The sequence below is a fragment of the Tenacibaculum jejuense genome (assembly GCF_900198195.1).
Taxonomy (GTDB): Bacteria; Bacteroidota; Bacteroidia; order Flavobacteriales; family Flavobacteriaceae; genus Polaribacter; species Polaribacter jejuensis.
Window position 1 is genome coordinate 1,439,644 of record NZ_LT899436.1, and the last position, 22,772, is coordinate 1,462,415.

Sequence of the window (22,772 nt, forward strand, 5' to 3'; positions counted from 1 at the left end):
CAGAAGCCAAAAATAGTTAAATTTTATTGATGCAATTCTTAAAATTCACCAAATATCATATTAATACATATTTACTAACTTTTCTGTTTGTATTCGTAGCTCATGTAAATGATTCATATTCACAGAAAAAGTATACTGTTGTCTTAGATGCAGGGCATGGAGGAAAAGATCCAGGGAACTTAGGTAATGGTTATAAAGAATCAAAAATAGCTTTAAAAGTTGTTTTATTAGTAGGTAAAGCCTTGGAAAGAAAAAATAAAGATATTAAGGTTATTTACACAAGGAAAAAAGATGTCTTTGTAGAATTACATAACAGAGCTAAGATAGCAAATGAAAGCAAGGCTGATTTATTTGTTTCGATACATTGTGATTCCTATCGAAGTGCTAAAGCATTTGGAGCAGGTACCTTTGTATTAGGATTAAGTGGTAATCGACAAAACTTAGAAATAGCTAAAAGAGAGAATGCGGTAATTAAATTAGAGGCGAATTATAAAAAGAATTATGATTATAATCCAGATTCACCCGAAGCAGTAATTAATCTTTCAATTCAACAAGAAGAAAATTTAGATGAAAGTTTAGCATTTGCTCAATTAGTACAGAATAATTTTTCAAATGCAAAACGATTTGATCGAAGTGTAAAACAAAATAACTTTCTAGTATTACGTGAAACTGTGATGCCAAGTGTGTTAATAGAACTTGGATTTTTAACCAACAAAGCCGAAGGACGATTTTTAAATTCACAAGTGGGACAAGCTCGTATGGCTAATTCCATAACAGATGCAATTGAAAGATATATCAAACAATTAAAGTTGAATACTGTTGGAGAAGAAACAAAATCTACAGTAAAAGTGAAATCTTCTGGAAAAACAAATAATCCTAAAATAAAAAATACTGTAGAGCGTAAAGTAACTTATGAAAGAGTAAAAAATACAGCTAAAGATAATTCTAAAACAAGCAAGAAAACACCTGTAGTTGTTGCTAAAACAGAAACTAAGAAAATACCAGTAAAAGTTAATTCTGATAAAAAGAAAGTAGAAACACCTAAAAAAGAAAAAGAGGTGGTTCAAACGTCAACTAAAATTAAAGAAAAAGAAAAGCAAATACCAGAAAAACCAAAAGAACCAGTTCCTTCTCTCATAGAATTTAAAGTTCAAATAGCAGCTTCAAGAGAATATTTAACTAACAAAAATTTTAATTTTAGAGGTTTAGAAGATGTTGAGGTTCTAGTGATCGATGAATATTATAAATATTATTTCGGTAGCACTCAAAGTTTTAAGCAAGTAAAAAAGAATTTTCAAGTCGCTAGAAAAGCTGGACATAAAGATTGCTTTATTGTTGCTTTTGAAAACGGAAAGAAGATTTCAGTCAAAGAAGCCTTAAGAAAACAGTAATTTAGAAAAAATCTATTCTATTCTACGAAAAATAATTAGTAATTTCGTCGGTAGTAAATTTTGCTTATGTCAAAAGAACTTAAAACAGGGATAATAACCTTATTAATTATAGCTTTAGGAATCTGGGGATATAATTTTTTAAAAAGACAAGATGTATTTAAAGGTAGCGCTCGTCACTTTTTCGTTGAATATGATAATATAAACGGACTTAGTGAAGCAAGCATAGTTACTATTAATGGTTTACAAGTTGGAAAAGTAGATCAAATAACTTTTAATACTAATCCAGAAAAAAAGGGAAGCTTACTTGTAAAGTTTTCACTTCAAAATAACTTTGAATTCTCTAATAAAAGTATTGCTAAAATTTATCCTGCCGGATTAATGGGCGGACAGAATTTAGCAATCATACCAGATTACACAGGAGAAATGGCTGTTTCAGGAGATTATCTTGTAGGAGAAATTAAATCTGATTTATTCTCAGCAGTTGGAGAAAAGTTTAATCCAATTCAATCTAAATTAGAAAATGTGCTTGTGCATGTTGATTCTTTAGTTGTTGGTTTTAATCAAACTCTTAATAAAGAAGCAAGAAATAGTTTAAATAGAAGTATTTTAGGTTTTGAAGGAACAGTATACAACCTTAACAAAACAATGCGATCTATTAATAAACTTCTTGAGGACAATAAAGTTAAGGTTGGTGTTACTCTAGATAACACAAAGAAAATTACAGAAAACGTTTCTAAGATAACCGAAGATTTAGCTAAAGCAGAACTAGGAAAAACAATTAAGAAGTTAGAAAATACTATCGATAATGCAAACGGATTATTGTTAGGAATGAAGGAAGGAAAAGGTACTTTAGGTAAGTTAGTTTCTGATGATAAACTATACACTAACTTAGCTAATGCAACAAAAGAAATGGAAGAGTTGCTAAGGGAAATGAAATTAAACCCTAAACGTTTTGTTCATTTTTCATTATTTGGGAAAAAACCAAAACCATATAATGAAGAAAATAACAAAAAGAATGTGAGTAACGATAAATGATAAATGAGTTGGATAAATATTATTCCTTTTGAAAAAGCAGAAGGAAAACTAAAAAAACTTTACGAACGCGTAACAGGTCCAAATAATAATGTAGATAATATTATGATGGTTCATAGTCTTAGATCAAATACTATGGAAGGTCATATGGCTATTTACAAGAAAGTATTACATCACAGCGATAATACTTTACCTAAGTGGTATTTAGAAACTATTGGGGTTTACGTAAGCATACTAAACCATTGTGAATATTGTATTGATCACCATTTTGAAGGACTAAAGCGATTATTAAATGATAACAACAAGGCAAGTAAGATAAAAGAAGAACTAAAAGTAAATTCTTTTAACGAGTTATCAATTGCTTATGCTGAAGGATTAAAATATGCTGAAAAGTTAACTGTAAATCCTTCAGAACTCAAAGAAGAAGACATAAATAAACTTAAGGAAAATGGAATTTCTGATGCAGAAATTCTAGAAATAAATCAAGTAGTAAGTTATTTTAATTACGCGAACAGAACTGTTTTAGGATTAGGAGTAACTACAAAAGGAGACATTTTAGGATTATCACCTAACAGTTCTCAAGAAGATAATTGGAAACATCAATAACTAACAAATAAGGAAATGGAGAAATACGTACCAAACATTTTTTTTGCATTTATTTTAATCGCAGGTATAGGGTATTTTGTGACGAATGTTCGAAAGTTAATTCGTAACATTAAATTAGGAAAGGATATAGATCGAACGGATAGGAAACCTGAACGTTGGAAAAATATGGCAAAAATTGCCTTAGGACAATACAAAATGGTTACTAGACCATTATCAGGAGTTCTACATATAGTGGTCTATGTAGGTTTTATTCTTATTAATATAGAGGTGCTCGAAATCGTTATCGATGGATTATTTGGAACTCATCGTGTATTTCAACCAGCATTAGGAAATGGAATTTATGGGTTCTTAATAGGAACTTTTGAAATTCTATCTGTACTTGTATTAGTAGCAGTAATTATCTTTTGGTTCAGAAGAAATATTGAAAGAATCAAACGTTTCTGGAGTGCAGAAATGAAAGGATGGCCAAAAAGAGACGGTAATATTATTCTGTATTTTGAGGTTGTATTAATGTCATTATTTTTAATAATGAATGCTACAGATGTACCTTTTCAAGAGGCAGGAGCTGGTAATATTATTTCTCAGTTTATAGCACCATGGTTCAATGATTTTTCTCTTGAAAGTTTACATACAATAGAAAAAACAGCTTGGTGGTTACACATTGTAGGAATTTTAATTTTCCTTAACTATTTATACTACTCTAAGCATTTACATATCTTATTGGCTTTCCCAAACACATTCTTTGCTAACTTAAAACCAAAAGGAGAATTTACAAACTTAGAGTCTGTAACTAACGAAGTAAAAATGATGATGGATCCAAGTGCAGATCCTTATGCAATGCCAGAAGATGGAGCAGATGAGGAAGTACCAGAAAAATTTGGAGCGTCTGATGTTACAGATTTAAACTGGGTTCAGTTAATGAACGCATATACATGTACTGAATGCGGACGTTGTACTTCATCTTGTCCAGCGAATTTAACAGGGAAAAAATTATCGCCTCGTAAAATCATGATGGATACTCGTGATCGATTAGAAGAGGTTGGGAAAAATATCGATGCTAACGATGGTGTGTTTAAGTCTGATGGAAAGCAATTATTAGATGATTATATTACTAGAGAAGAACTTTGGGCTTGTACAAGCTGTAATGCATGTGTACAAGAATGTCCAGTAAACATAGATCCTTTATCTATTATCATGGATATGAGAAGATACTTAGTAATGGAAGAATCTGCAGCACCGCAAGAGTTAAACATGATGATGACAAACATCGAAAATAATGGTGCGCCTTGGCAGTACAGTCAAATGGATAGGTTAAACTGGAAAGATGAGTAATCTTAAAATGTCAAATATGAAAATAGGATTAATTAAAAATTACTGTTTTAGTCTTCTTATTTGTTTCTTATCTTTTTCTACATCAGCTTTCGCTCAAGAAGTAGGAGAAATAAGACAGATAGCAAACAAGATGTTTGAAGATATGAATAGTAGGGATTATGATGCTATTTTAGAAATGACTCATCCCAAAGTTTTTGAAATTATTTCTAAAGATCAAATGAAAACTGTCCTGAAAAGTACTTTTGAGGGTGGTAATGAATATTCTATTGAAATACCAAAGGAAACACCTGATTTCAAAATCTCAAAAATATTCAAAGAGAGTGAAAATAATCTATCATATGCTTTTATTACTTATGATATGACTATGAAAATGACTTTTCATAACCAAACTTTTGACGATGAAGCAAAAAAAGTGATGGCAGGCGTTATGAAATCTAAAGATATGGATGTTACTTTTATTTCCAATAACGCAATGAATGTTTTAATGAATAATAGAATGACTATTGTTCTTAAAGATAAGGTAACTAAAAATAAGTGGGTAATGATTAATTACGATCCAGATTCGCCACTATTTTATCAAATATTATCCTCGGTTGTTTTAGAAAAAGCTAAAACATACAAACAGGATTTAATGCTAGAGAATAAGAAGAAACAAGAAAATTAAAGATCAAACTTAAACAATATTATATTATGAACGTACCAACAATGGCAGATATGATGGCTCAAGGAAAGCAACCAGAAGTGTTGTTTTGGGTCGGAGCAGCTGGAAGTTATGATGATAGAGCTAAAAAAATCACAAAGTCTTTTGTGAAGATTTTACACCAAGCTAATGTTGATTTTGCAGTATTAGGTACTGAAGAAAGTTCTACTGGTGATGCTGCAAAAAGAGCAGGAAATGAGTTTTTATTCCAGATGCAAGCAATGACAAATATTGAAATTTTAAATGCTTACGAAGTAAAAACTATTGTTACATGTGATCCTCACTCTTTTAACACACTTAAAAATGAATATCCTAGTTTAGGAGGGAAATATGAAGTATACCACCATACACAATATATTAGTAAGTTAATTGCAGATGGTAGGTTATCTATTGAGGGAGAAAACTTAAAAAATAAAAGATTAACATATCATGATCCTTGTTATTTAGGTCGTGCTAATGATGTATATGAAACTCCACGAGATTTAATTCGTCAGTTAGGTGTTAAATCTACAGAAATGAAGCGTCATAAATCTACAGCTTTATGTTGTGGTGCTGGTGGAGCACAAATGTTTAAAGAACCTGAAAAAGGTGATATGGATATTAATCTTTTACGTACAAAAGATGCTTTAGAAACAAATCCAGAGATTATAGCTACAGGTTGTCCGTATTGTAATACAATGATGACAGATGGAGTTAAGTTTAATCTGAAAGAGGATCAAATTGTTGTTAAAGATATTGCTGAACTTATTGCTGAAGCTAACAATCTATAAAAGACAATAAAAATGTTATGAAAAAGAAAATCTTGTTACTAGGAGTAGTGTTTTTTACACTTATTTTAAGTGCTCAAGAGGCTACTTTAGATAAAATAGCTAAGGAAACTTGTGAATATTTGAATGAAGTTGATTTTAAATCATTATCTAAAAAAGATTTAGAAATAAAACTAGGTATACAAATCATAAAGTTATACTCTAAGTATGAAAAGGAATTAAAATCTGAAGGTTTAGAGTTTGAGTTAAATGAAGACCAAAAAGGTATTGAAAGTTATGCAGAGAAAGTAGCTTTTAGTATGATAAAATTTTGTCCAGAGGTATTAGCTGCTTTTGCTGACGATGGAGAAGATGAGATGCAAGAAGTTGCGAGTATTCTCTACCTAGAAGGTGAAATTAAGAAAATCTCTGGTGAAGAATTATATGTTATCGAAATAAAAGATACTTCAGGTAAAACCCAAAAGTTTCTTTGGTTAAATAACTTCGAGGGTTCAGATGAACTTATTGAATTAGATAAAAAAGTAAAAGGAAAAAAAGTGAAAATATTTTATGAAGATGTAGAGTACTTTTCACCAAAATTAAAAGAGTATATTGTTAGAAAGAAAGTTTCAAAAGTAGAGTTTTTATAAACCCTAGAGTATGGAAGACCAATTTCAAAATAATGAAGTGATCAACTTCCCAGATATTTCAAATGTAACATTTAAAAGCATAGAAAAACGCTATTTGAAAGTACTACTTTTAAGTGCTTTTTCTTATATCTTATTTATAGTTTTAGGATCTGTTTTATTTTTAGAAAAAGTAATCCGTAAAAAAGAAGAAGGTTTTCCTTTTTACATAATTTACATTTCTTTAATAGTGTTGACTATACTTTACATTCTAAATATAATACTCGGTTTTCCAAAACGTAAATATGTAATAAGAGAACAGGATATTACATATAAAAGTGGATTCATCACTAGAACCATGGTTACAGTTCCTTTTTCTAGAATTCAGCACGTTGAAATAGACGAAGGAATATTTTCAAGAATTTTTAAATTGGCTTCTTTAAGTGTTTACACTGCCGGAGATAGTAGTGATGATCTTGAAATAAGAGGACTATCGAAAGATCAAGCATTAAAAATTAAAGAGTTTATTAGCAGTAAGATTAATGAGTAATGAAATAGACTTTTCAGAATTTAGAACACAATCGTTAAAAGGTATTGTAATTATCTACGGTAAAATTCTCTTTCGAGTTTTAAAAGCAACATGGGTTTTATTATTCCTTTTTATCACAAAAGCTTCTAAATTATCATCAATAAATATCCTTTATTTTTATTTTGGAATCATAGGAATATTACTCTTTATCCTAATTAGATCATACCTAGTTTACAAGAACTTTAAATTTAAAATAGATGGAGATTCCTTTGTTTTAAAGAAAGGAATTATAGCTAAAAACAATACAGCAATTGCCTTTGATAGAATTCAAAATGTGAATTTTTCACAGAATGTAATTCATCAGTTAATCAATGTTTATCAGGTCGATATAGAAACAGCAGGTTCAGATAAAACAGAAATTTCAATCAAAGCATTATCGCTTGATCAAGCAAAAGCACTCCGAAAAAAAATTACGGATGGAAAAACTCAAGAACAATCGATAGTTGAAGAAAATGAGTTGGTTAAAGAAAAACCCTTACTTTCTATTGGAGTAAATGATTTATTGAAAGTAAGTATTACTGAAAATCACCTACAAAGTTTATTACTTTTAACAGCTTTTTTATTTGGGTTTTATCAACAAATACAAGATGTTTTTCAAAACTTCATTGGAGAAGAAATTTTAGACAATTACGTAAACAAAGGAAAAGATTTACTTACAGGAAGTTTACTATTACTGTTAGGTTTACTAATCTTTTTATCGATAGTAGCCATCATAAGTTCATTTGTTCGTGTTTTTCTTAGACATTTCAACTTAACTTTTTCAATTAAAAATAGAGCTTTTGAAATTCAACAAGGCCTAACTAATAAGAAAGCGATTATCCTTAAAAAGGAAAAAGTTCAGTTTATCACTATTATTACAAACCCTTTAAAAAGAAGATTGGGTATTTCATATGTTATTTTTAAACAAGCCATCAGCGGAAAAGTAAAAAAGACAGACAAGCTCATAAAAATAGTAGGTTGTAAGAAAGAACATCTAGATAAAATAAAAGAGACTTTGTACACATCTTACGATTTTGAAAATGTCACTAAAGAAAAACCACATTGGTATTTCACATATAGAATCATACTTAGAACTACATTAATTCTTTTGTGTTTTAACGTATTCTTCTATTTTATTTTTGATGGAAAAAATCAAGTATTTGTAAATGTATTTTTGCTTCTGATTATAGGAACATTGTTTTATAAGAAAATACGAAAGTTATTCTTTAAGGTATCTAAAGATATGCTGCTAGTTGGTGGAGGAGCTATTGAAACAAGTAGTACATATTTAGAAATGTTTAAAGTGCAAAATGTGAAAATTCAACAAAGTATTTTCCAGAGAAGAAGAAAAGTAGCTGATGTAATCTTACAAACAGCTTCAGGAAAAATAAAATTACCAAGTATAAAAGAACAAAGAGCAAACGAACTTTATAATCATATTTTATATACAATAGAAACGAGTACAAAAGAATGGATGTAAAAAGTTATATAAAAGCAGCAAGATTACGAACATTACCGCTTTCAATCTCAGGAATAATTGTTGGAGCATCATTGGGAAATTACGACTCGGTCAAAAATCTAGCTTTTAAATGTTGTTTTGGGTGTCCAAAATCATATACAACATTAATTTTCTGGTTAGCTATTCTAACGACAATAGGTTTTCAAGTATTGTCAAATTTTGCAAACGATTATGGAGATGGAATAAAGGGAACTGATAAAGATAGAGAAGGAGAAGCACGTATGGTTGCGTCTGGAGCAATAACACCGCAACAAATGAAAAGAGCAATGATAATAACTACTATTCTCACTCTAATTGTGGCAATTGCTTTAATTTATGTGGCATTTGGTAAAGACAATTTTATTTATTCTCTATTGTTTTTCGGTTTAGGGATTACGTCAATTGTGGCTGCTATTAAATATACAGTTGGTAAATCTGCTTACGGTTACAGCGGATTTGGTGATATATTTGTTTTCCTTTTCTTTGGTTTATTAGCAGTTGTAGGAACTTATTTTTTATATACCAAAGAAATCAATTTTACAATTTTTCTCCCAGCTTTTTCAGTTGGATTATTAAGTACAGCTGTACTTAATTTAAATAATATGAGAGATCGTGTTAATGATGAAAAATCAGGAAAAAATACTATTGTAGTAAAAATAGGAGCAGAATTCGCTAAATATTATCATTATTATTTGATAGTTTCATCGTTTTTATTCTCTTTCTTATATGTAGGAATTCACTATAGAACACCTTGGCAATTCTTATTTTTGGTAGCTTATATACCACTAGCTAAGCATTTATTATTTGTGTATAAGAATGAAAATGAACCTTTATTAGACGGAGAGTTAAAGAAAGTAGCATTAAGTACTTTTTTGTTTGCGATTCTTTTTGGTCTAGGTAACGTTTTGTAATTTTACTTACGCTACAAAAACAAACAACAATTCAAAAAAACATGAAGATTACATTTTACGGTCATGCTTGTTTCGGCATAGAAATTAATAATACTAACATTATAGTTGATCCTTTTATTACCGGAAATCCGTTAGCACAAGACATTGATATAAATTCAATTAAAGCAGATTATATTTTAGTAACACATGCACATCAAGATCATGTTTTAGATGTAGAGGTTCTAGCAGAGAGAACTGGAGCTACTATTGTTTCTAATTACGAAATTGTAATGTATTATGGAGCAAAAGACTTAAAAGGACATCCAGTTAATCATGGAGGAACTTTTAAAACAGAGAATTTTTCAGCTAAATATGTAAATGCTATTCATACGTCTTCATTTGCAGATGGTTCTTATGGTGGTCAGCCAGGCGGTTTTGTAATTACTGCAGGTGATAAATCGTTATATATTGCTGGTGATACAGCGGTAACGATGGATATGAAATTAATTCCTATGACAACTAAATTAACAGCTTCAATTTTTCCAATCGGAGATAATTTTACAATGGGAGTTACAGACGCGATTATCGCAAGTGATTTAGTAGAGTGTGATTCAGTAATAGGATGTCATTTCAATACTTTTCCACCAATTGAAATTGATGTAGATAATGCTAAACAACAATTTTCAGATGCAGGAAAAGAATTAAATATTGTAGAAATAGGAGCTTCAATAACAATCTAAAATGAAAAGAATTAAAATAATCTTAGGAGTAATTGCAGCTTTAACTATTGTGTTTTTTTCAACAGGACTTTTCTTTAAAGAAACAGCCTATACGACTCAAATCACAGTAAACAAACCAATAGACGAAGTTTTTTCATTGTTTAATGATACGTCTAAAATAAAAAACTGGATTCCAGATGTACAATCAATAGAAGCTATTGATGAAAAACCTGAAAAAACAGGAAGTACTTATAAAATGGTTGTAAAGAATAATAATGGTGAAGAAATTGCTTTAGAAGAAAAAGTAATTGCTTTTGTACCTAACGAGAAAGTAACTTTACGATTTAAATCGCCAACAATGTTAAAAACGGATGATTACGTTTTTAGTTTTACTGATGGAAATACTACAATTCAGAATAATTCAAGATGTATCGGTGGTTCTTATATTTTAAGTTGTCTGTTTCCTTATTTCAAAGGAAAATTACAAAGTATCGATCAAGAATACTTAAATAATTTTAAAGCTTTTATAGAAAAAAACTAAGAGATTGATTCAAGCTAAATTTCAAAAATATACTTTAGAGTTTAAACGTCCGAGTGGGACTTCAAGAGGTGTTTTAAGAGTAAAAGAAACGTATTTACTTCTTTTAAGTGAAGGTGATAAGCAAGGAATTGGAGAATGTGGAGTGTTTAAAGGTTTAAGTGCTGATGATAGACCAGATTATGATGAGAAGTTAATTTGGACTTGCAATAATATCAATTTAGGTTTAGAGAAATTGTTACAAGAACTTATCGAGTTTCCTTCTATTCAAATTGGTGTTGAACAAGCTTTTTTATCATTAAATTCTCAAGATAAGTTTGAATTATTTCCTTCTGATTTCACACAAAAAAAAGACCCAATTTCAATTAATGGATTAATTTGGATGGGGGATGCAGATTTTATGAAATCTCAAATTCAAGACAAATTAAATGAAGGCTTTTCTTGTATAAAAATGAAAATTGGTGCCATTAATTTTGAAGAAGAATTAGCATTATTAAAAAGTATTAGAAAAGAATTTTCTTCAAAAGAGATTGAATTGCGTGTAGATGCAAATGGAGCTTTCGCACCAAATGAAGCATTAGAGAAATTAAAGCGTTTGTCTGAGTTAGAATTACATTCTATAGAGCAACCGATAAAACAAGGTCAATATGAAGAAATGGCAAAACTGTGTGAGAAAACTCCTTTGCCAATTGCCTTAGATGAAGAATTGATTGGTGTTTTTTTAACTGAAGAAAAGAAAAAGCTTATTCAAAATATTAATCCGCAATACATTATTTTAAAACCTACTTTAGTTGGTGGATTTAAAGGAAGTCAAGAATGGATTGATATTGCAGAACATAATAATATCGACTGGTGGATTACTTCTGCATTAGAAAGTAACATTGGTTTAAATGCCATTGCACAGTGGACATATACTTTAAAAAGTAAAATGCCTCAAGGATTAGGAACTGGAAGTTTGTTTACAAATAATTTCGATAGTCCATTAGAGGTGAAAAATGGAAAGTTACAATACAATACTACCTTGGATTGGAACTTTAATTTAAAATAAAATACAATGAACTACATTCAGCAAGCATTTAAAGGAAGAAACGAATGGTATTTATATCTAATAAGTATCTTCTTAATTTTATTCGGTTGGCAAATAATTGGAGGAATTCCATTACTGATAACTGCCGTGCTTTTTTCAGATGGTGTTGGAGGTTTTACTAAAGCTGCTGAAAATAATTTTTTAGGAATTGGTATTGATAGTAATTTATATCTCTTCCTAATGATATTAATGTTTATTTTTGGTTTACTCGCGTTAATTGTTTGTATAAAATATATACACAAGAGAAAATTCACAACCTTAGTTACTTCAAGAAAAAAAATAGATTGGAAGCGCTTTTGGTTCGCGTTCGTAATTTGGGCAGTTATAGCAATTATTATTACTACTGTCGGAATTTTAATGTCTCCTGAAGATTATGTATGGAATTTTAAACCCGTTCCTTTTTTTACATTATTATTGGTTTCTTTTTTGTTTTTACCTTTTCAAACAAGTTTTGAAGAGTTACTGTTTAGAGGATATTTATTACAAGGATTTGGAGTTCTTTTTAAAAATAGATGGGTGCCACTTATTATAACGTCTGTGGTTTTCGGATTATTACATGGAGCAAATCCAGAAGTTGAAAAGCTAGGATACATCAGTATGGTCTTTTACATCGGAACAGGTTTGTTTTTTGGAATACTAACACTTTTAGATGAAGGAACAGAGCTTGCTTTAGGATTTCATGCAGCGAATAATATTATAGCTGCAGTATTTGTAACAGCGAATTGGACTGTTTTTCAAACAGAAGCCTTGTATGTAGATCATTCAGAACCTTCTGTTGGTATAGAAATGTTTTTACCAGTATTTGTAATATATCCAGCTGTAATTTTCTTTTTGTCGAAAAAATATGGGTGGACAAATATGAAAGATAAACTATTCGGAAATATTACTGTTCCTGTTGCACAAGAAAATATTATTGACATAAAAGGTGTAGAGGAAAATGCATCTTAATTTTAAATTGAATGGAATTTCTTTTCAGTCTGAAGAGGAATTAATAGCATATTCAAAAACAATTTCAAAGAGTATATATTCTTTCTTTATTGACTGGTTCAATCAAGAAGATTATTTAGTTGTAACAACTTCTGGTTCTACAGGAAAACCTAAACCAATTTCTTTGAAGAAAGAGTTTATGAAAAACTCTGCAATAGCTACTGGAAACTTTTTCAATGTAAAAGAAGACACAAAAGCATTATTATGTCTTTCTGCAGATTATATTGCCGGAAAAATGATGTTGGTTAGAGCGTTAATTTTAGGTTGGTCGCTTGATGTTGTAAGTGTAGATTCTAATCCACTTTCAAAGACAAAAGAAGATTATGATTTTTCAGCAATGGTTCCAATGCAATTGCAAAATTCTTTGCAGGATTTACATCGCATAAAAAAAATAATTGTTGGTGGTGGAGTAGTTTCTAATACATTGATAAGTAAAATTCAGGATAATCAAACTCAGATTTTTGCAACCTATGGAATGACAGAAACCATTACACATATTGCTGTGAAAAAATTGAATGATTTTAATGAAAAACCAGTTTTTTACCAAAGTTTGCCCAATGTTGAAATTGGCATAGATCATCGAAGTTGTTTGGTTATTAAAGCGCCAAAAGTATCAGATGAATTGGTGGTGACAAATGATGTTGTTCAGCTAGTTTCAGATAATCAATTTGAATGGTTGGGGAGGTTTGATAATATTATTAATTCTGGAGGAGTAAAGCTAAATCCAGAAAAAATAGAAGAAAAATTATCACAAATAATTCATGGTAGATTCTTTGTTATTGGTTTTCCAGATGAAACTTTAGGAGAAAAGTTAATTCTTATCGTAGAAGGAGAAAAATATGATCTTTCACTATCTAGTGTAAAAGGTTTATCAAAATATGAAATTCCTAAAGAAGTATATTTTTTATCCAATTTTATAGAAACAGAAACTCAAAAAATTCAGCGTAAAAAAACACTTGAAAAACTCAAATTATAATTCAAATTAGCTTTTTTGATTACTTAAAAGCGGAAATTACCGCTAACTTTCTAAAAATACATTTTCACTAATCAAAAATAGGTTGTAACTCATTCATTACTTTTTTATAGTGTAAATTCTCATACATTTATCGAAAATCAAATTGTATGAAATCAAAATTTACCCTTTTTATACTTGTACTTACTTTAGTGAGTCAGGTTCATGCTCAGGAAGTTCCTGTGATAAAAATAGACGAAAAAGAAATCTCTGTAAAGAAGTTGAAAATAGAAACTTCAATTATTGGAGATATAGCGTTCACTACTTATGATATGTCTTTTTATAACCCGAATGATAGAGTTTTAGAAGGAGAGTTGTTATTTCCTTTAGGAGAAAATCAATCAGTAATTCGATATGCTTTAGATATTAATGGGAGTTTAAGAGAAGCAGTTATTGTAGAAAAAGAAAAAGCAAGAGTTGCTTTTGAAAGTACAATTCGACAAAAAATAGATCCAGCCTTATTAGAGAAAACAAAAGGAAATAACTACAAAAGTAGAATTTATCCAATTCCGGCTAAAGGTTACAAAAGAATAGTAATAGGCGTTCAGCAACAATTGATTTTAAATAATAAGAATTATTACTATGAACTTCCTTTTCAGTTTAAAAATAAAATGGAAGAATATGCTTTAGATATCAAGGTTTTAAATCAAAAAGGAAAACCTAAAGTTAAAAAAGGATTACTATCGAGTTTTAAATATAATACTGAAAAAGACGAGTTTCAAAGTAAATACCAAGGAAAAAGTATTAAAGTTAAAGAGCCAGTATTGGTTAAAATTCCTTTAAATACTTCAAAAGAAAAAGTAATTGCAACAAACGAATATTTTTATTGCGCTAAAGTTTTAAAAGATGTAAGAACGAATAATGAGTTAGAAAACAGCATTACTATTTTTTGGGATACATCTTTATCTCAAGAAAGTAAAAAGCTAGATGCTGAATTAGAATTACTAGAAACGTATTTTCAAAAAGCAAAAAATGCATCAGTAAAATTAGTAAAGTTTAATCTGAAGAAACATACCGAATTAACATATTCAGTTTCGAATGGAGTATGGAAATCATTAAAGGAAGAATTAAAAGCAACAGCTTTTGATGGAGGAACATCTTTTGATTTTTTAGAGTCATATCAAGACAGTAATAGCTTACATATCTTTTTTACCAATGGATTAAATACGTTAGATGAAAGTCAAATAAATTTTAAGAAAAAAACATATGTAGTCAATAGTCTACGCAGTGCAGATCATAATGTATTAAAGTATGCAGCTGTAAAATCTGGTGGAGATTATATCAATTTAAAGAATGAATCTATAAAAAAAGCATTTCAAAAGTTTCAGCAGAATAAACTACAATTTTTGGGAACTGATTTAAATGAAAATATAGAGACTTATCCAGAAATAGGTAGTAGAATAGGAGCAAACTTCACCTTATTAGGAAAAGGGTTTAAAACAAAAGATATTATATATGTTTATTTAGGAAAAGGAAAAGATACTTTAAGAACATTACGTTTTAAGCTAAAGAGAAGCGAGAAAAAAAACAATTACATCTCTAAAATTTGGGCACAAAAAAAACTTGATTATTTAAGTGTGCAAAAAGAAGAAAATAGAAGAGCTATAGTAAAATTAAGTAAAGAGTATCAAATTATAAGTCCATTTACTTCTCTGTTAGTTTTAGATAGAATTGAGGATTATGTAACTCATGAAATTACACCGCCCAATGAATTACTAGAAGAATACAATAGATTATTAAGTATAAAAGTAAATGACAAGAAAGAAAGAATTGCACGTTTACAAAATGATTTATTTGATGATTATGATGAAATTTTAGAATGGTATAGTAAAGACTATAAAGAAATACCAAGAAATGATGTAGCTCCAAAATATGTAGCACAAACAGATATGACTGTGAATGCTACGGTAGAAAGAGTTGAAACAAACAACACTTCAAACGAAGAGAATTCTCAAACAAATCAAGCTAATGTAAGAACAGGAGAGGGTGAGACATTTTTAGTAAAAGGAACAGTAAGTGATGAAACTGGTCCAATGCCAGGAGTTAACATTCTTATAAAAGGAACTACAACTGGAACAGAAACAGATTTCGATGGAAATTTTTCTATTTCAGTAAAAAAAGGAGATGTATTGGTATATAGTTATATAGGAATGAAAACAGAAGAAAGAGTAATAGCAAATACAAACCCTTATAATGTAGTATTAACTAGCGACAATGTTTTAGATGAAGTGGTAGTTGTAGGATATGTACCAGTTAAAGAAAGAACAGTTACCGCTGCCGTATCTATGGTGGCAAGTGAAGCTATAGAAGAAGTTTCAGAAGATAATGATGGAGTTGTTCTAGCTGGTAGTAAAGAAAAAGCGTTAGCGATAAGAGGTGCAAGTTCAATTTCATCAAGTACTAAACCATTATATGTTGTGAATGGGAAATTAGTAGATGGAAACCCGAGATTAAGTCCAAATGAAATCGCTTCTATTTATGTGATTAAAGATGAAGATGGACAAAAAATTTATGGAAGTAGAGCGGCTAATGGAGTGATTGTGATTACAACACATGAAGCTAAAAGTAAAGACGAAAAAAATATAGAAGCTTTTGAAGCTATGGTGGAAGGTAAAATTGAATTGAAAGGTTGGAACCCTGATACACCATATTTAAAAGAGCTTAAAAAAATCCAGAATACTAATGAAGCTTTTAGTAAGTATTTAGAATTACGAAATAAGTATAGCAATGCTCCATCATTTTATATAGATGTAGCAGATTTCTTCAAAGAAAGAAATCAAGAAGAAAAAGCAATTCAAGTTTTATCTAATGTAGCGGAAATAGAATTAGATAATTATGAGTTATTACGATCATTAGCTTACAAATTTGAAGAATATAAAATGTATAGTTCAGCCATTCATATGTATAAGCAAATTGTAGAGTTAAGACCAGAAGATATTCAGTCGTATCGTGATTTAGCTTTAGTTTATGGAGATGTCGGAGAATATCAAAAAGCAGTGGATTTATTATATCAAATTGTAAATGGTGAGTTTGTTGATAAAGATGAAGATAGAAGATATGAAGGGATTGAAACTGTAGCATTATTTGAGTTAAATAAAATGATACGTATCCACAGAGAAAAACTTCAAATAGAACATTTTGATAAAAGATTCTTAAAAGATGTAGCTCTAGATTTGGTCATTACTATAGATTGGAATCATAATGATACAGATATCGATTTATGGGTAACAGATCCAAACGGAGAAGAATGTTCTTACAGACATAGTGAAACAAAAATTGGAGGTTATATAACTAATGATATGACAGAAGGTTTTGGTCCTGAGGCTTTCATGTTAAAAAAAGCAATAAAAGGAAAATACAAAATTGCAGTTGATTATTATTCTAGTTCACAGCAAAAAATATCTGGGCCCACTACTTTAAAACTGTCAATTTATAAGAATTATGGAAGAGTAAATCAGGTAAAAGAAGTTAAAGTTATTCGCTTAACCAACAAAGATGATAAAATTGAAATTGGAAACATAACTTTCTAATTTTAGTGTTTAGTTAGTTGAAGAAAGGGTCAGTATTACATAGCTACTGGCCTTTTCATTTTTTTGAAAATCTCACAAAATAAAAATCCGTTTACTCATTCAAATAACCATTTCGCTAATTCCTTGTTTTAAAAGAAGGTAACTATAGATAGTTTTGGTTGCATAAATTTTGTAGTTATGAAGAAAATAATTCAAATATTAGTTTTAATACTATACATTCCTTGTTCATTCGCTCAAGAAAAAACAATAACAGGAGTAGTTTCAGATGAGTTGAATAACATATTGCCATATGTAAATGTACTTGTAAAGAACACCAAAAAAGGAACCACAACAGATATTAACGGAAAGTATACAATAAAGGCATCTCATAAAGATGTATTAGTTTTTTCTTCTTTAAGATATAAAACAGTAGAGAGGAAAGTAAATGGAGCTTCTGTTATTAATGTTACTTTAAAAACCGCGGAATCACCTCAGTTAGAAGAAATTGTTATGGTACAGGAAGTAATCGAAGTTGTAGAGGATGATATTCAAGAGTCAATTCAATATAATAAAGTGATTCCAGCACCTAAAAAAGAAAAAATTAGAAGAGGAAGAGTAAGACGAAATAATATGTCTGCAAATTGGTTTGTTTCTTCACTAGCTAAAGAGTTAAAAATTAGAGGAACTTCTAGTTTAGAAGGCACAAAAGATCCTCTTTTTATAATTGATGGAATTCCTATTAAAAAGAATTTAAATAAAACAATTCAGAATATTGATCCAGAAAAAATAAAAAACGTAAATGTTTTAAAGCCCCAAAAAGCTCAGCAGTTATATGGTATTTCAGGAAGAAACGGTTGTGTAATTATAACTACTAGAAGTGGGAATTATCGTGTAGAAGATCAAGAAAGTTATCAAGAAATTAACGAGAATCATTTTGAAAGAGTAACATTATCTCCTTTATCTACATTTTCAATTGATGTCGACAAAGCATCTTACAGTAATATTAGAAGAATGATAAATAATGGGAATTCCATTCCTGCAGATGCTGTTAAGATAGAAGAAATGATTAATTATTTCGATTATAAATATCCACAACCAAAAGATAAACATCCATTTTCAATAACTACAGAATTCACTAAAACACCATGGAATAATGTTACAAAGTTGGTTCGTATAGGTTTACAAGGAAAAAAATATGAGCAAGATGAATTACCAGCTTCTAATCTTACTTTTTTAATAGATGTTTCTGGTTCTATGCGAGGAGCTAATAAATTACCATTGTTAAAAAAAGCATTTAAATTATTAGTAAATCAATTACGAGCGAAAGATAAAGTTTCGATAGTTGTTTATGCAGGAGCGGCTGGAGTTGTGTTAGAGCCTACATCAGGGAATAATAAAGAAAAAATTTTAAAAGCATTAAATAATCTTAGAGCTGGAGGTTCAACAGCAGGAGGGAAAGGAATTAATTTAGCATACAAACTTGCGGAGAGAAACTTTAAAAGAAATGGAAATAATAGAGTAATTCTAGCCACTGATGGAGACTTTAATGTTGGTGCATCATCAGATAAAGCAATGAAAACATTAATAGAAGAAAAGAGAAAGTCGGGAGTATTTTTATCGGTTTTAGGTTTCGGTTATGGAAATTATAAAGACAGTAAGCTAGAAACTTTAGCAGATAAAGGAAATGGAAATCATGCTTATATAGATACGATGCAAGAAGCTCAAAAAGTGTTTGGAAAAGAATTTGGAGGTACTTTGTATACAATTGCTAAAGATGTAAAAATTCAAGTAGAATTTAATCCTAAAAAAGTTCAAGCTTATCGTTTAATAGGTTATGAAAATAGATTACTAAATGACGAAGACTTTGTAGATGATACCAAAGATGCAGGTGAATTAGGTAGTAATCATAGTGTAACTGCTTTATACGAAGTTATTCCTGTTGGTGTAAATAGCGAATATTTAAAAACAATTCCAGATTTAAAGTATACAAAGGCTCTAGTTAACGATTATAATGACGAGTTGTTAACGGTAAAGTTTAGATATAAGAAACCAAAAGGTGAAAAAAGTATTGCGTTAATAAAAACAGTAAAAGATAAAGTAACTAAAGCAACGGAAGATATGAATTTTGCATCAGCAGTTGCTCTATTTGGAATGCATTTAAGAAATTCAAAATATAAAGGAGATTCAAGAATAGAAGATATTATTCAACTTGCTAAGAAAGGTAAAGGTAATGATGAAGAAGGATTCAGAGGAGAATTTATTCGATTGGTTAAAGCTCACACAAGTACTAATTAAACAAAAAACACCGCTAATTAGCGGTGTTTTTTGTTGACTTTATCTTGAAGGGAATTCATTACCGCCAGCACAGCCTAAATCTGTCATACATTCCAAGAAATGATTATAATTATTAGGGTGACAAGCATTACACTCAGCCATAATTTCCGTGCAAGTTACAGGACTAAGCATTCCTCCATGAATTTGTTTTTGTTGTTTCTTTTGTATCGTAATTCCTAAGTTTGAGATGTTTTTAATCATAATATGTATTTTTAAAAAAATTCATATCTAAATAAGTAAACAGAATTGCTGAAAGCAAGATTGACTTCAAAAGCGTATTTAAAAACTGTAAAAGTGATTACGTGATGTATAAAAAGCCAAATTCAACTTATAATTAAAAAAAACACCGCAATTGCGGTGCTTTTTTAATATTGATAATTCGTTTCTCTTCTACTATTGTCACTCTTTAAAAAAGTAATATTCATAGGTAGATTGAATTCGTTAACTTCTATATCTACAAGTTTTTCATCATCTCTATATCTAATAAACTGAGGTGTATTTCTTATTCTTTTGGAAGAACTTGAAACACTATTATAAAATGGGTTTTTAATATCTGAATATGAATACCTTGTAATTCTTGATGAATTTATTGTTCCATCAGGAAAACGTATGTTAAAAACTCTTTTTATTAATTGATCTTGACTATCATATTCAAATGTGTATGTCACATTATTTCTAGTTGATTCTACAACTAAATCTCTAGTATTGTATTCATAAAATTGATCTTCTTGTTCGTTATTATCAAATGTAGAAGTAGTAGAAGTAATTAGATCACCTTCGTAATTATAATCAATTCGTTCAATACTATTCGTGTTTTCTCTTTTTAAAGTATAACTGTAAGTTTCATAATCACTTTCGTTATCTTTTAAATTAATGTGTATTGTATATTCTGAACTTCTTCCAGGACTTTGAAAATTATCTGACTTAATATCAATTCTTGTAACCAAATTATCTGAATTGTAGAAATAGTCAGAAACTCTTCTAGAAATAAGCATGTCATTGCTGTCATAAATAGTAGAAGTTACTCTACTTACTAACGGGCTTCCATCTTCTGTCCCATTTTCAGCTGGTCCACAAGCGGACAAAATTACAAAGCAAACAACATAAAATAATTTTTTCATAGTTTTTTGCAGTATATCTTATTATGCTTCCATACTATGATACACTTGATTGACATCATCATCTTCTTCGAGACGCTCTAATAATTTTTCAACATCTTCTTGTTGTTCAGCAGAAAGTTTGGTTGTTGTAGTTGGAATTCTTTCAAATTCTGAAGAAACGATTTCTATATTATTTTCTTCTAAATATCCTTGAATGGCACCAAACTGTCCAAATGGAGCATATAACATTACACTATTATCTTCTTCATCAGTAAAAACTTCTTCCACTTCAAAATCGATCATTTCCATTTCAAATTCTTCAAGATCCATTCCTAAAGATTCCTCTTTTACTTTAAAATTCACTACATGATCGAACATAAAAACTACAGATCCAGAAGTTCCTAAGTTTCCGTTACATTTATTAAAAGCAGCTCTTACATTTGCTACAGTTCTATTATTGTTATTTGTTGCAGTTTCTACAACGATAGCAATTCCATGAGGAGCGTATCCTTCAAACAAAACCTCTTTATAGTTTGCAGTATCTTTATCTGAAGCTTTTTTAATGGCACGTGCTACATTATCTTTTGGCATGTTAGCAGCCTTTGCATTTTGAATAACAACACGTAAACGAGAATTGGTTTCTGGATTCGGTCCACCTTCTTTAACAGCCATTACGATATCTTTACCAATTCTAGTAAAAGTTTTCGCCATTGCTGACCAACGTTTCATTTTTCGTGCTTTTCTAAATTCAAATGCTCTTCCCATTTCTTACTGTGATTAATTTAATGTTAGCAAATGTAAAAAAATCAAAGTACTTATAAAAAAGAAACACCATCCGTTTAAGATGGTGTTTTTAGTGATTTTATTCGTTATTGTTTTTTTACAAATTCGACTCTTCTGTTGTTGGCTTTTTCTTCAGGCGTTTTATTCGTATTTAATGGCTCGCTTTCACCTTTTCCAATAATGGATAAACGTGCTGCATCTATACCTTGATCAATAATAGCTTTTTTTACAGCTTCAGCTCGGTCAGAAGATAATTTAATATTGCTTTCGTCATCACCATCATTATCAGTATGACCAATAATATCAAACTTCCAATCTTTATTTTCATTTAAAACATTCACTACTTTATTTATGATTCCTAAAGATGATTTTTTAATGTTTGATGTTCCACTATCAAAAATAATTCCATTAGTTACATATTTTCCATCAGCAACTATTCGCTTATACATTTGTCCGCCTCCATGAGCAATACGAATGTTTTTTATAGCTAAATAAGGATGTTGTTTTTTTCCTTGATAATAGCACCATAAGTTTAAAGCAAAAATTTCTGGATTACTATCGAATTTAGGAATGTTAGAAATACGTTTATTATCATAGTACATTTTAAATTTCCCCTTGTAATATGAAATAGAAATATGATGCCAATCATTCTGATTTCCTAACGGAACTCCTTCAACTTTAAAGTTTTTGTTAGATGCCCAACCTCTAGTTTTTTTAGTAGATTCATCAAAAACAACTTCAATACTCTTGTTGTAAATACGTGAATCAAAGAATATTTCATTCTCCATATGCCAAATTTTTTCATCAAAGAAGTTAGGAATTAATACATCATATTCTATTGTGAATTCATCTCCTAAATACCCAGTTTTATCAAATAAAGGTTTAATAATATTGGCATTTTCGGCAGTCAGAATAATAACTTTTTCTCCGTTTAATTTTGCTACTTCGGCATTTCCTTTAACCAAATCCCAACGAGAAGGAAATTCTCCAGTTTCTTCAAATTGTAAATCGTCGTAAAAAATTACGTTTTCACCAGGAACAAATTTGAAATTTCTCCACAAGTTAGGAGCGTCTGCTGAAATTTTTTCTGAAGAAGCTTTTTTACCTTTACTATCTTTAGTTTTACTGTTTGGGTTAATAGTTTCATCGATTTCTTTTTCTACTATTTTTTCTGCTTTTTTCTTTAGTTTTTTCCAAAATTGTGCTTGAACGTTAATATTGAAACCGAAAAAAAAAGTACAGCAGATGATAAGAATCTTTACAATTCTGTTCATAGTTATTTGTTTTTAGTTGTATTTAATTCTAGTTGAGAGG

General features: G+C 29.7%; 21 protein-coding genes. 17 read left to right on the forward strand and 4 right to left on the reverse strand.

Translation table 11 applies throughout. The features are described 5' to 3' along the window. The first annotated feature begins 29 nt into the window (after positions 1-29). From AQ1685_RS06555 to AQ1685_RS06635, 17 genes are all read left to right on the forward strand, one after another. Complete coding sequence (locus AQ1685_RS06555; protein WP_095070553.1) at positions 30-1,391, forward strand: N-acetylmuramoyl-L-alanine amidase family protein; 1,362 nt, start codon at positions 30-32, stop codon at positions 1,389-1,391. A gap of 66 nt (positions 1,392-1,457) precedes the next feature. Next, on the forward strand, positions 1,458-2,426 hold the full coding sequence (locus AQ1685_RS06560; protein WP_095070555.1) for an MlaD family protein: 969 nt from the start codon (positions 1,458-1,460) through the stop codon (positions 2,424-2,426). Between the two features lie 3 nt (positions 2,427-2,429). Then, the gene (locus AQ1685_RS06565; protein WP_095070556.1) at positions 2,430-3,029 is read left to right on the forward strand and encodes a carboxymuconolactone decarboxylase family protein; all 600 of its coding nucleotides are present in this window, start codon (positions 2,430-2,432) and stop codon (positions 3,027-3,029) included. 15 nt (positions 3,030-3,044) lie between these two features. Next, positions 3,045-4,361 carry a (Fe-S)-binding protein gene (locus AQ1685_RS06570; protein WP_095070558.1) on the forward strand — a complete coding sequence of 439 codons (1,317 nt, stop codon included), beginning with the start codon at positions 3,045-3,047 and terminating at the stop codon, positions 4,359-4,361. Beyond that, the gene (locus AQ1685_RS06575) at positions 4,354-5,025 is read left to right on the forward strand and encodes a hypothetical protein (RefSeq protein ID WP_095070560.1); all 672 of its coding nucleotides are present in this window, start codon (positions 4,354-4,356) and stop codon (positions 5,023-5,025) included. Before AQ1685_RS06570 ends, AQ1685_RS06575 begins: the two co-directional genes overlap by 8 nt. Before the next feature lie 26 nt (positions 5,026-5,051). Continuing rightward, the gene (locus AQ1685_RS06580) at positions 5,052-5,831 is read left to right on the forward strand and encodes a (Fe-S)-binding protein (RefSeq protein WP_095070561.1); all 780 of its coding nucleotides are present in this window, start codon (positions 5,052-5,054) and stop codon (positions 5,829-5,831) included. 17 nt (positions 5,832-5,848) lie between these two features. Continuing rightward, complete coding sequence (locus tag AQ1685_RS06585; protein WP_157730135.1) at positions 5,849-6,457, forward strand: hypothetical protein; 609 nt, start codon at positions 5,849-5,851, stop codon at positions 6,455-6,457. 10 nt (positions 6,458-6,467) lie between these two features. Then, positions 6,468-6,983, forward strand: coding sequence for a PH domain-containing protein (locus AQ1685_RS06590; RefSeq protein ID WP_095070565.1), 516 nt, complete (start codon positions 6,468-6,470; stop codon positions 6,981-6,983). Further along, positions 6,976-8,481, forward strand: a complete 1,506-nt coding sequence (locus AQ1685_RS06595) for a PH domain-containing protein (protein WP_095070567.1) — start codon at positions 6,976-6,978, stop codon at positions 8,479-8,481. Before AQ1685_RS06590 ends, AQ1685_RS06595 begins: the two co-directional genes overlap by 8 nt. Continuing rightward, positions 8,472-9,410, forward strand: coding sequence for a 1,4-dihydroxy-2-naphthoate octaprenyltransferase (gene menA, locus AQ1685_RS06600; RefSeq protein ID WP_095070569.1), 939 nt, complete (start codon positions 8,472-8,474; stop codon positions 9,408-9,410). Before AQ1685_RS06595 ends, menA begins: the two co-directional genes overlap by 10 nt. A gap of 41 nt (positions 9,411-9,451) precedes the next feature. Beyond that, positions 9,452-10,129 carry a metal-dependent hydrolase gene (locus AQ1685_RS06605; protein WP_095070571.1) on the forward strand — a complete coding sequence of 226 codons (678 nt, stop codon included), beginning with the start codon at positions 9,452-9,454 and terminating at the stop codon, positions 10,127-10,129. 1 nt (position 10,130) lies between these two features. Then, positions 10,131-10,649, forward strand: a complete 519-nt coding sequence (locus AQ1685_RS06610) for an SRPBCC family protein (protein ID WP_095070573.1) — start codon at positions 10,131-10,133, stop codon at positions 10,647-10,649. Positions 10,650-10,653: 4 nt separating this feature from the next. Further along, positions 10,654-11,694 (forward strand): o-succinylbenzoate synthase, encoded by a 1,041-nt coding sequence (locus AQ1685_RS06615; protein ID WP_095070575.1) that lies wholly within the window; start codon positions 10,654-10,656, stop codon positions 11,692-11,694. Between the two features lie 6 nt (positions 11,695-11,700). Beyond that, on the forward strand, positions 11,701-12,681 hold the full coding sequence (locus tag AQ1685_RS06620; protein WP_095070577.1) for a CPBP family intramembrane glutamic endopeptidase: 981 nt from the start codon (positions 11,701-11,703) through the stop codon (positions 12,679-12,681). Then, positions 12,671-13,696 (forward strand): AMP-binding protein, encoded by a 1,026-nt coding sequence (locus AQ1685_RS06625; RefSeq protein ID WP_095070579.1) that lies wholly within the window; start codon positions 12,671-12,673, stop codon positions 13,694-13,696. The genes AQ1685_RS06620 and AQ1685_RS06625 overlap by 11 nt, the downstream gene beginning before the upstream one ends. Positions 13,697-13,842: 146 nt before the next feature. Next, positions 13,843-17,262: a VIT domain-containing protein gene (locus tag AQ1685_RS06630; RefSeq protein ID WP_095070581.1), complete on the forward strand. Its 3,420-nt coding sequence runs from the start codon at positions 13,843-13,845 to the stop codon at positions 17,260-17,262. Positions 17,263-17,439: 177 nt separating this feature from the next. Then, positions 17,440-19,536, forward strand: a complete 2,097-nt coding sequence (locus AQ1685_RS06635) for a vWA domain-containing protein (protein WP_095070583.1) — start codon at positions 17,440-17,442, stop codon at positions 19,534-19,536. 39 nt (positions 19,537-19,575) lie between these two features. Here AQ1685_RS06635 and AQ1685_RS06640 read toward each other — a convergent pair whose 3' ends face one another. The 4 genes from AQ1685_RS06640 to AQ1685_RS06655 form a co-directional block, all read right to left on the reverse strand. Beyond that, complete coding sequence (locus tag AQ1685_RS06640; protein ID WP_095070585.1) at positions 19,576-19,776, reverse strand: hypothetical protein; 201 nt, start codon at positions 19,774-19,776, stop codon at positions 19,576-19,578. A 164-nt stretch (positions 19,777-19,940) separates the two neighbouring features. Then, entirely contained in the window at positions 19,941-20,696 is a 756-nt protein-coding gene (locus AQ1685_RS06645; RefSeq protein ID WP_157730136.1) for a hypothetical protein, read from the reverse strand. Positions 20,697-20,717: 21 nt separating this feature from the next. Then, complete coding sequence (locus AQ1685_RS06650; protein WP_095070589.1) at positions 20,718-21,440, reverse strand: YebC/PmpR family DNA-binding transcriptional regulator; 723 nt, start codon at positions 21,438-21,440, stop codon at positions 20,718-20,720. Positions 21,441-21,544: 104 nt separating this feature from the next. Then, entirely contained in the window at positions 21,545-22,732 is a 1,188-nt protein-coding gene (locus AQ1685_RS06655) for an OmpA family protein (protein ID WP_095070591.1), read from the reverse strand. Positions 22,733-22,772 lie beyond the last annotated feature (40 nt).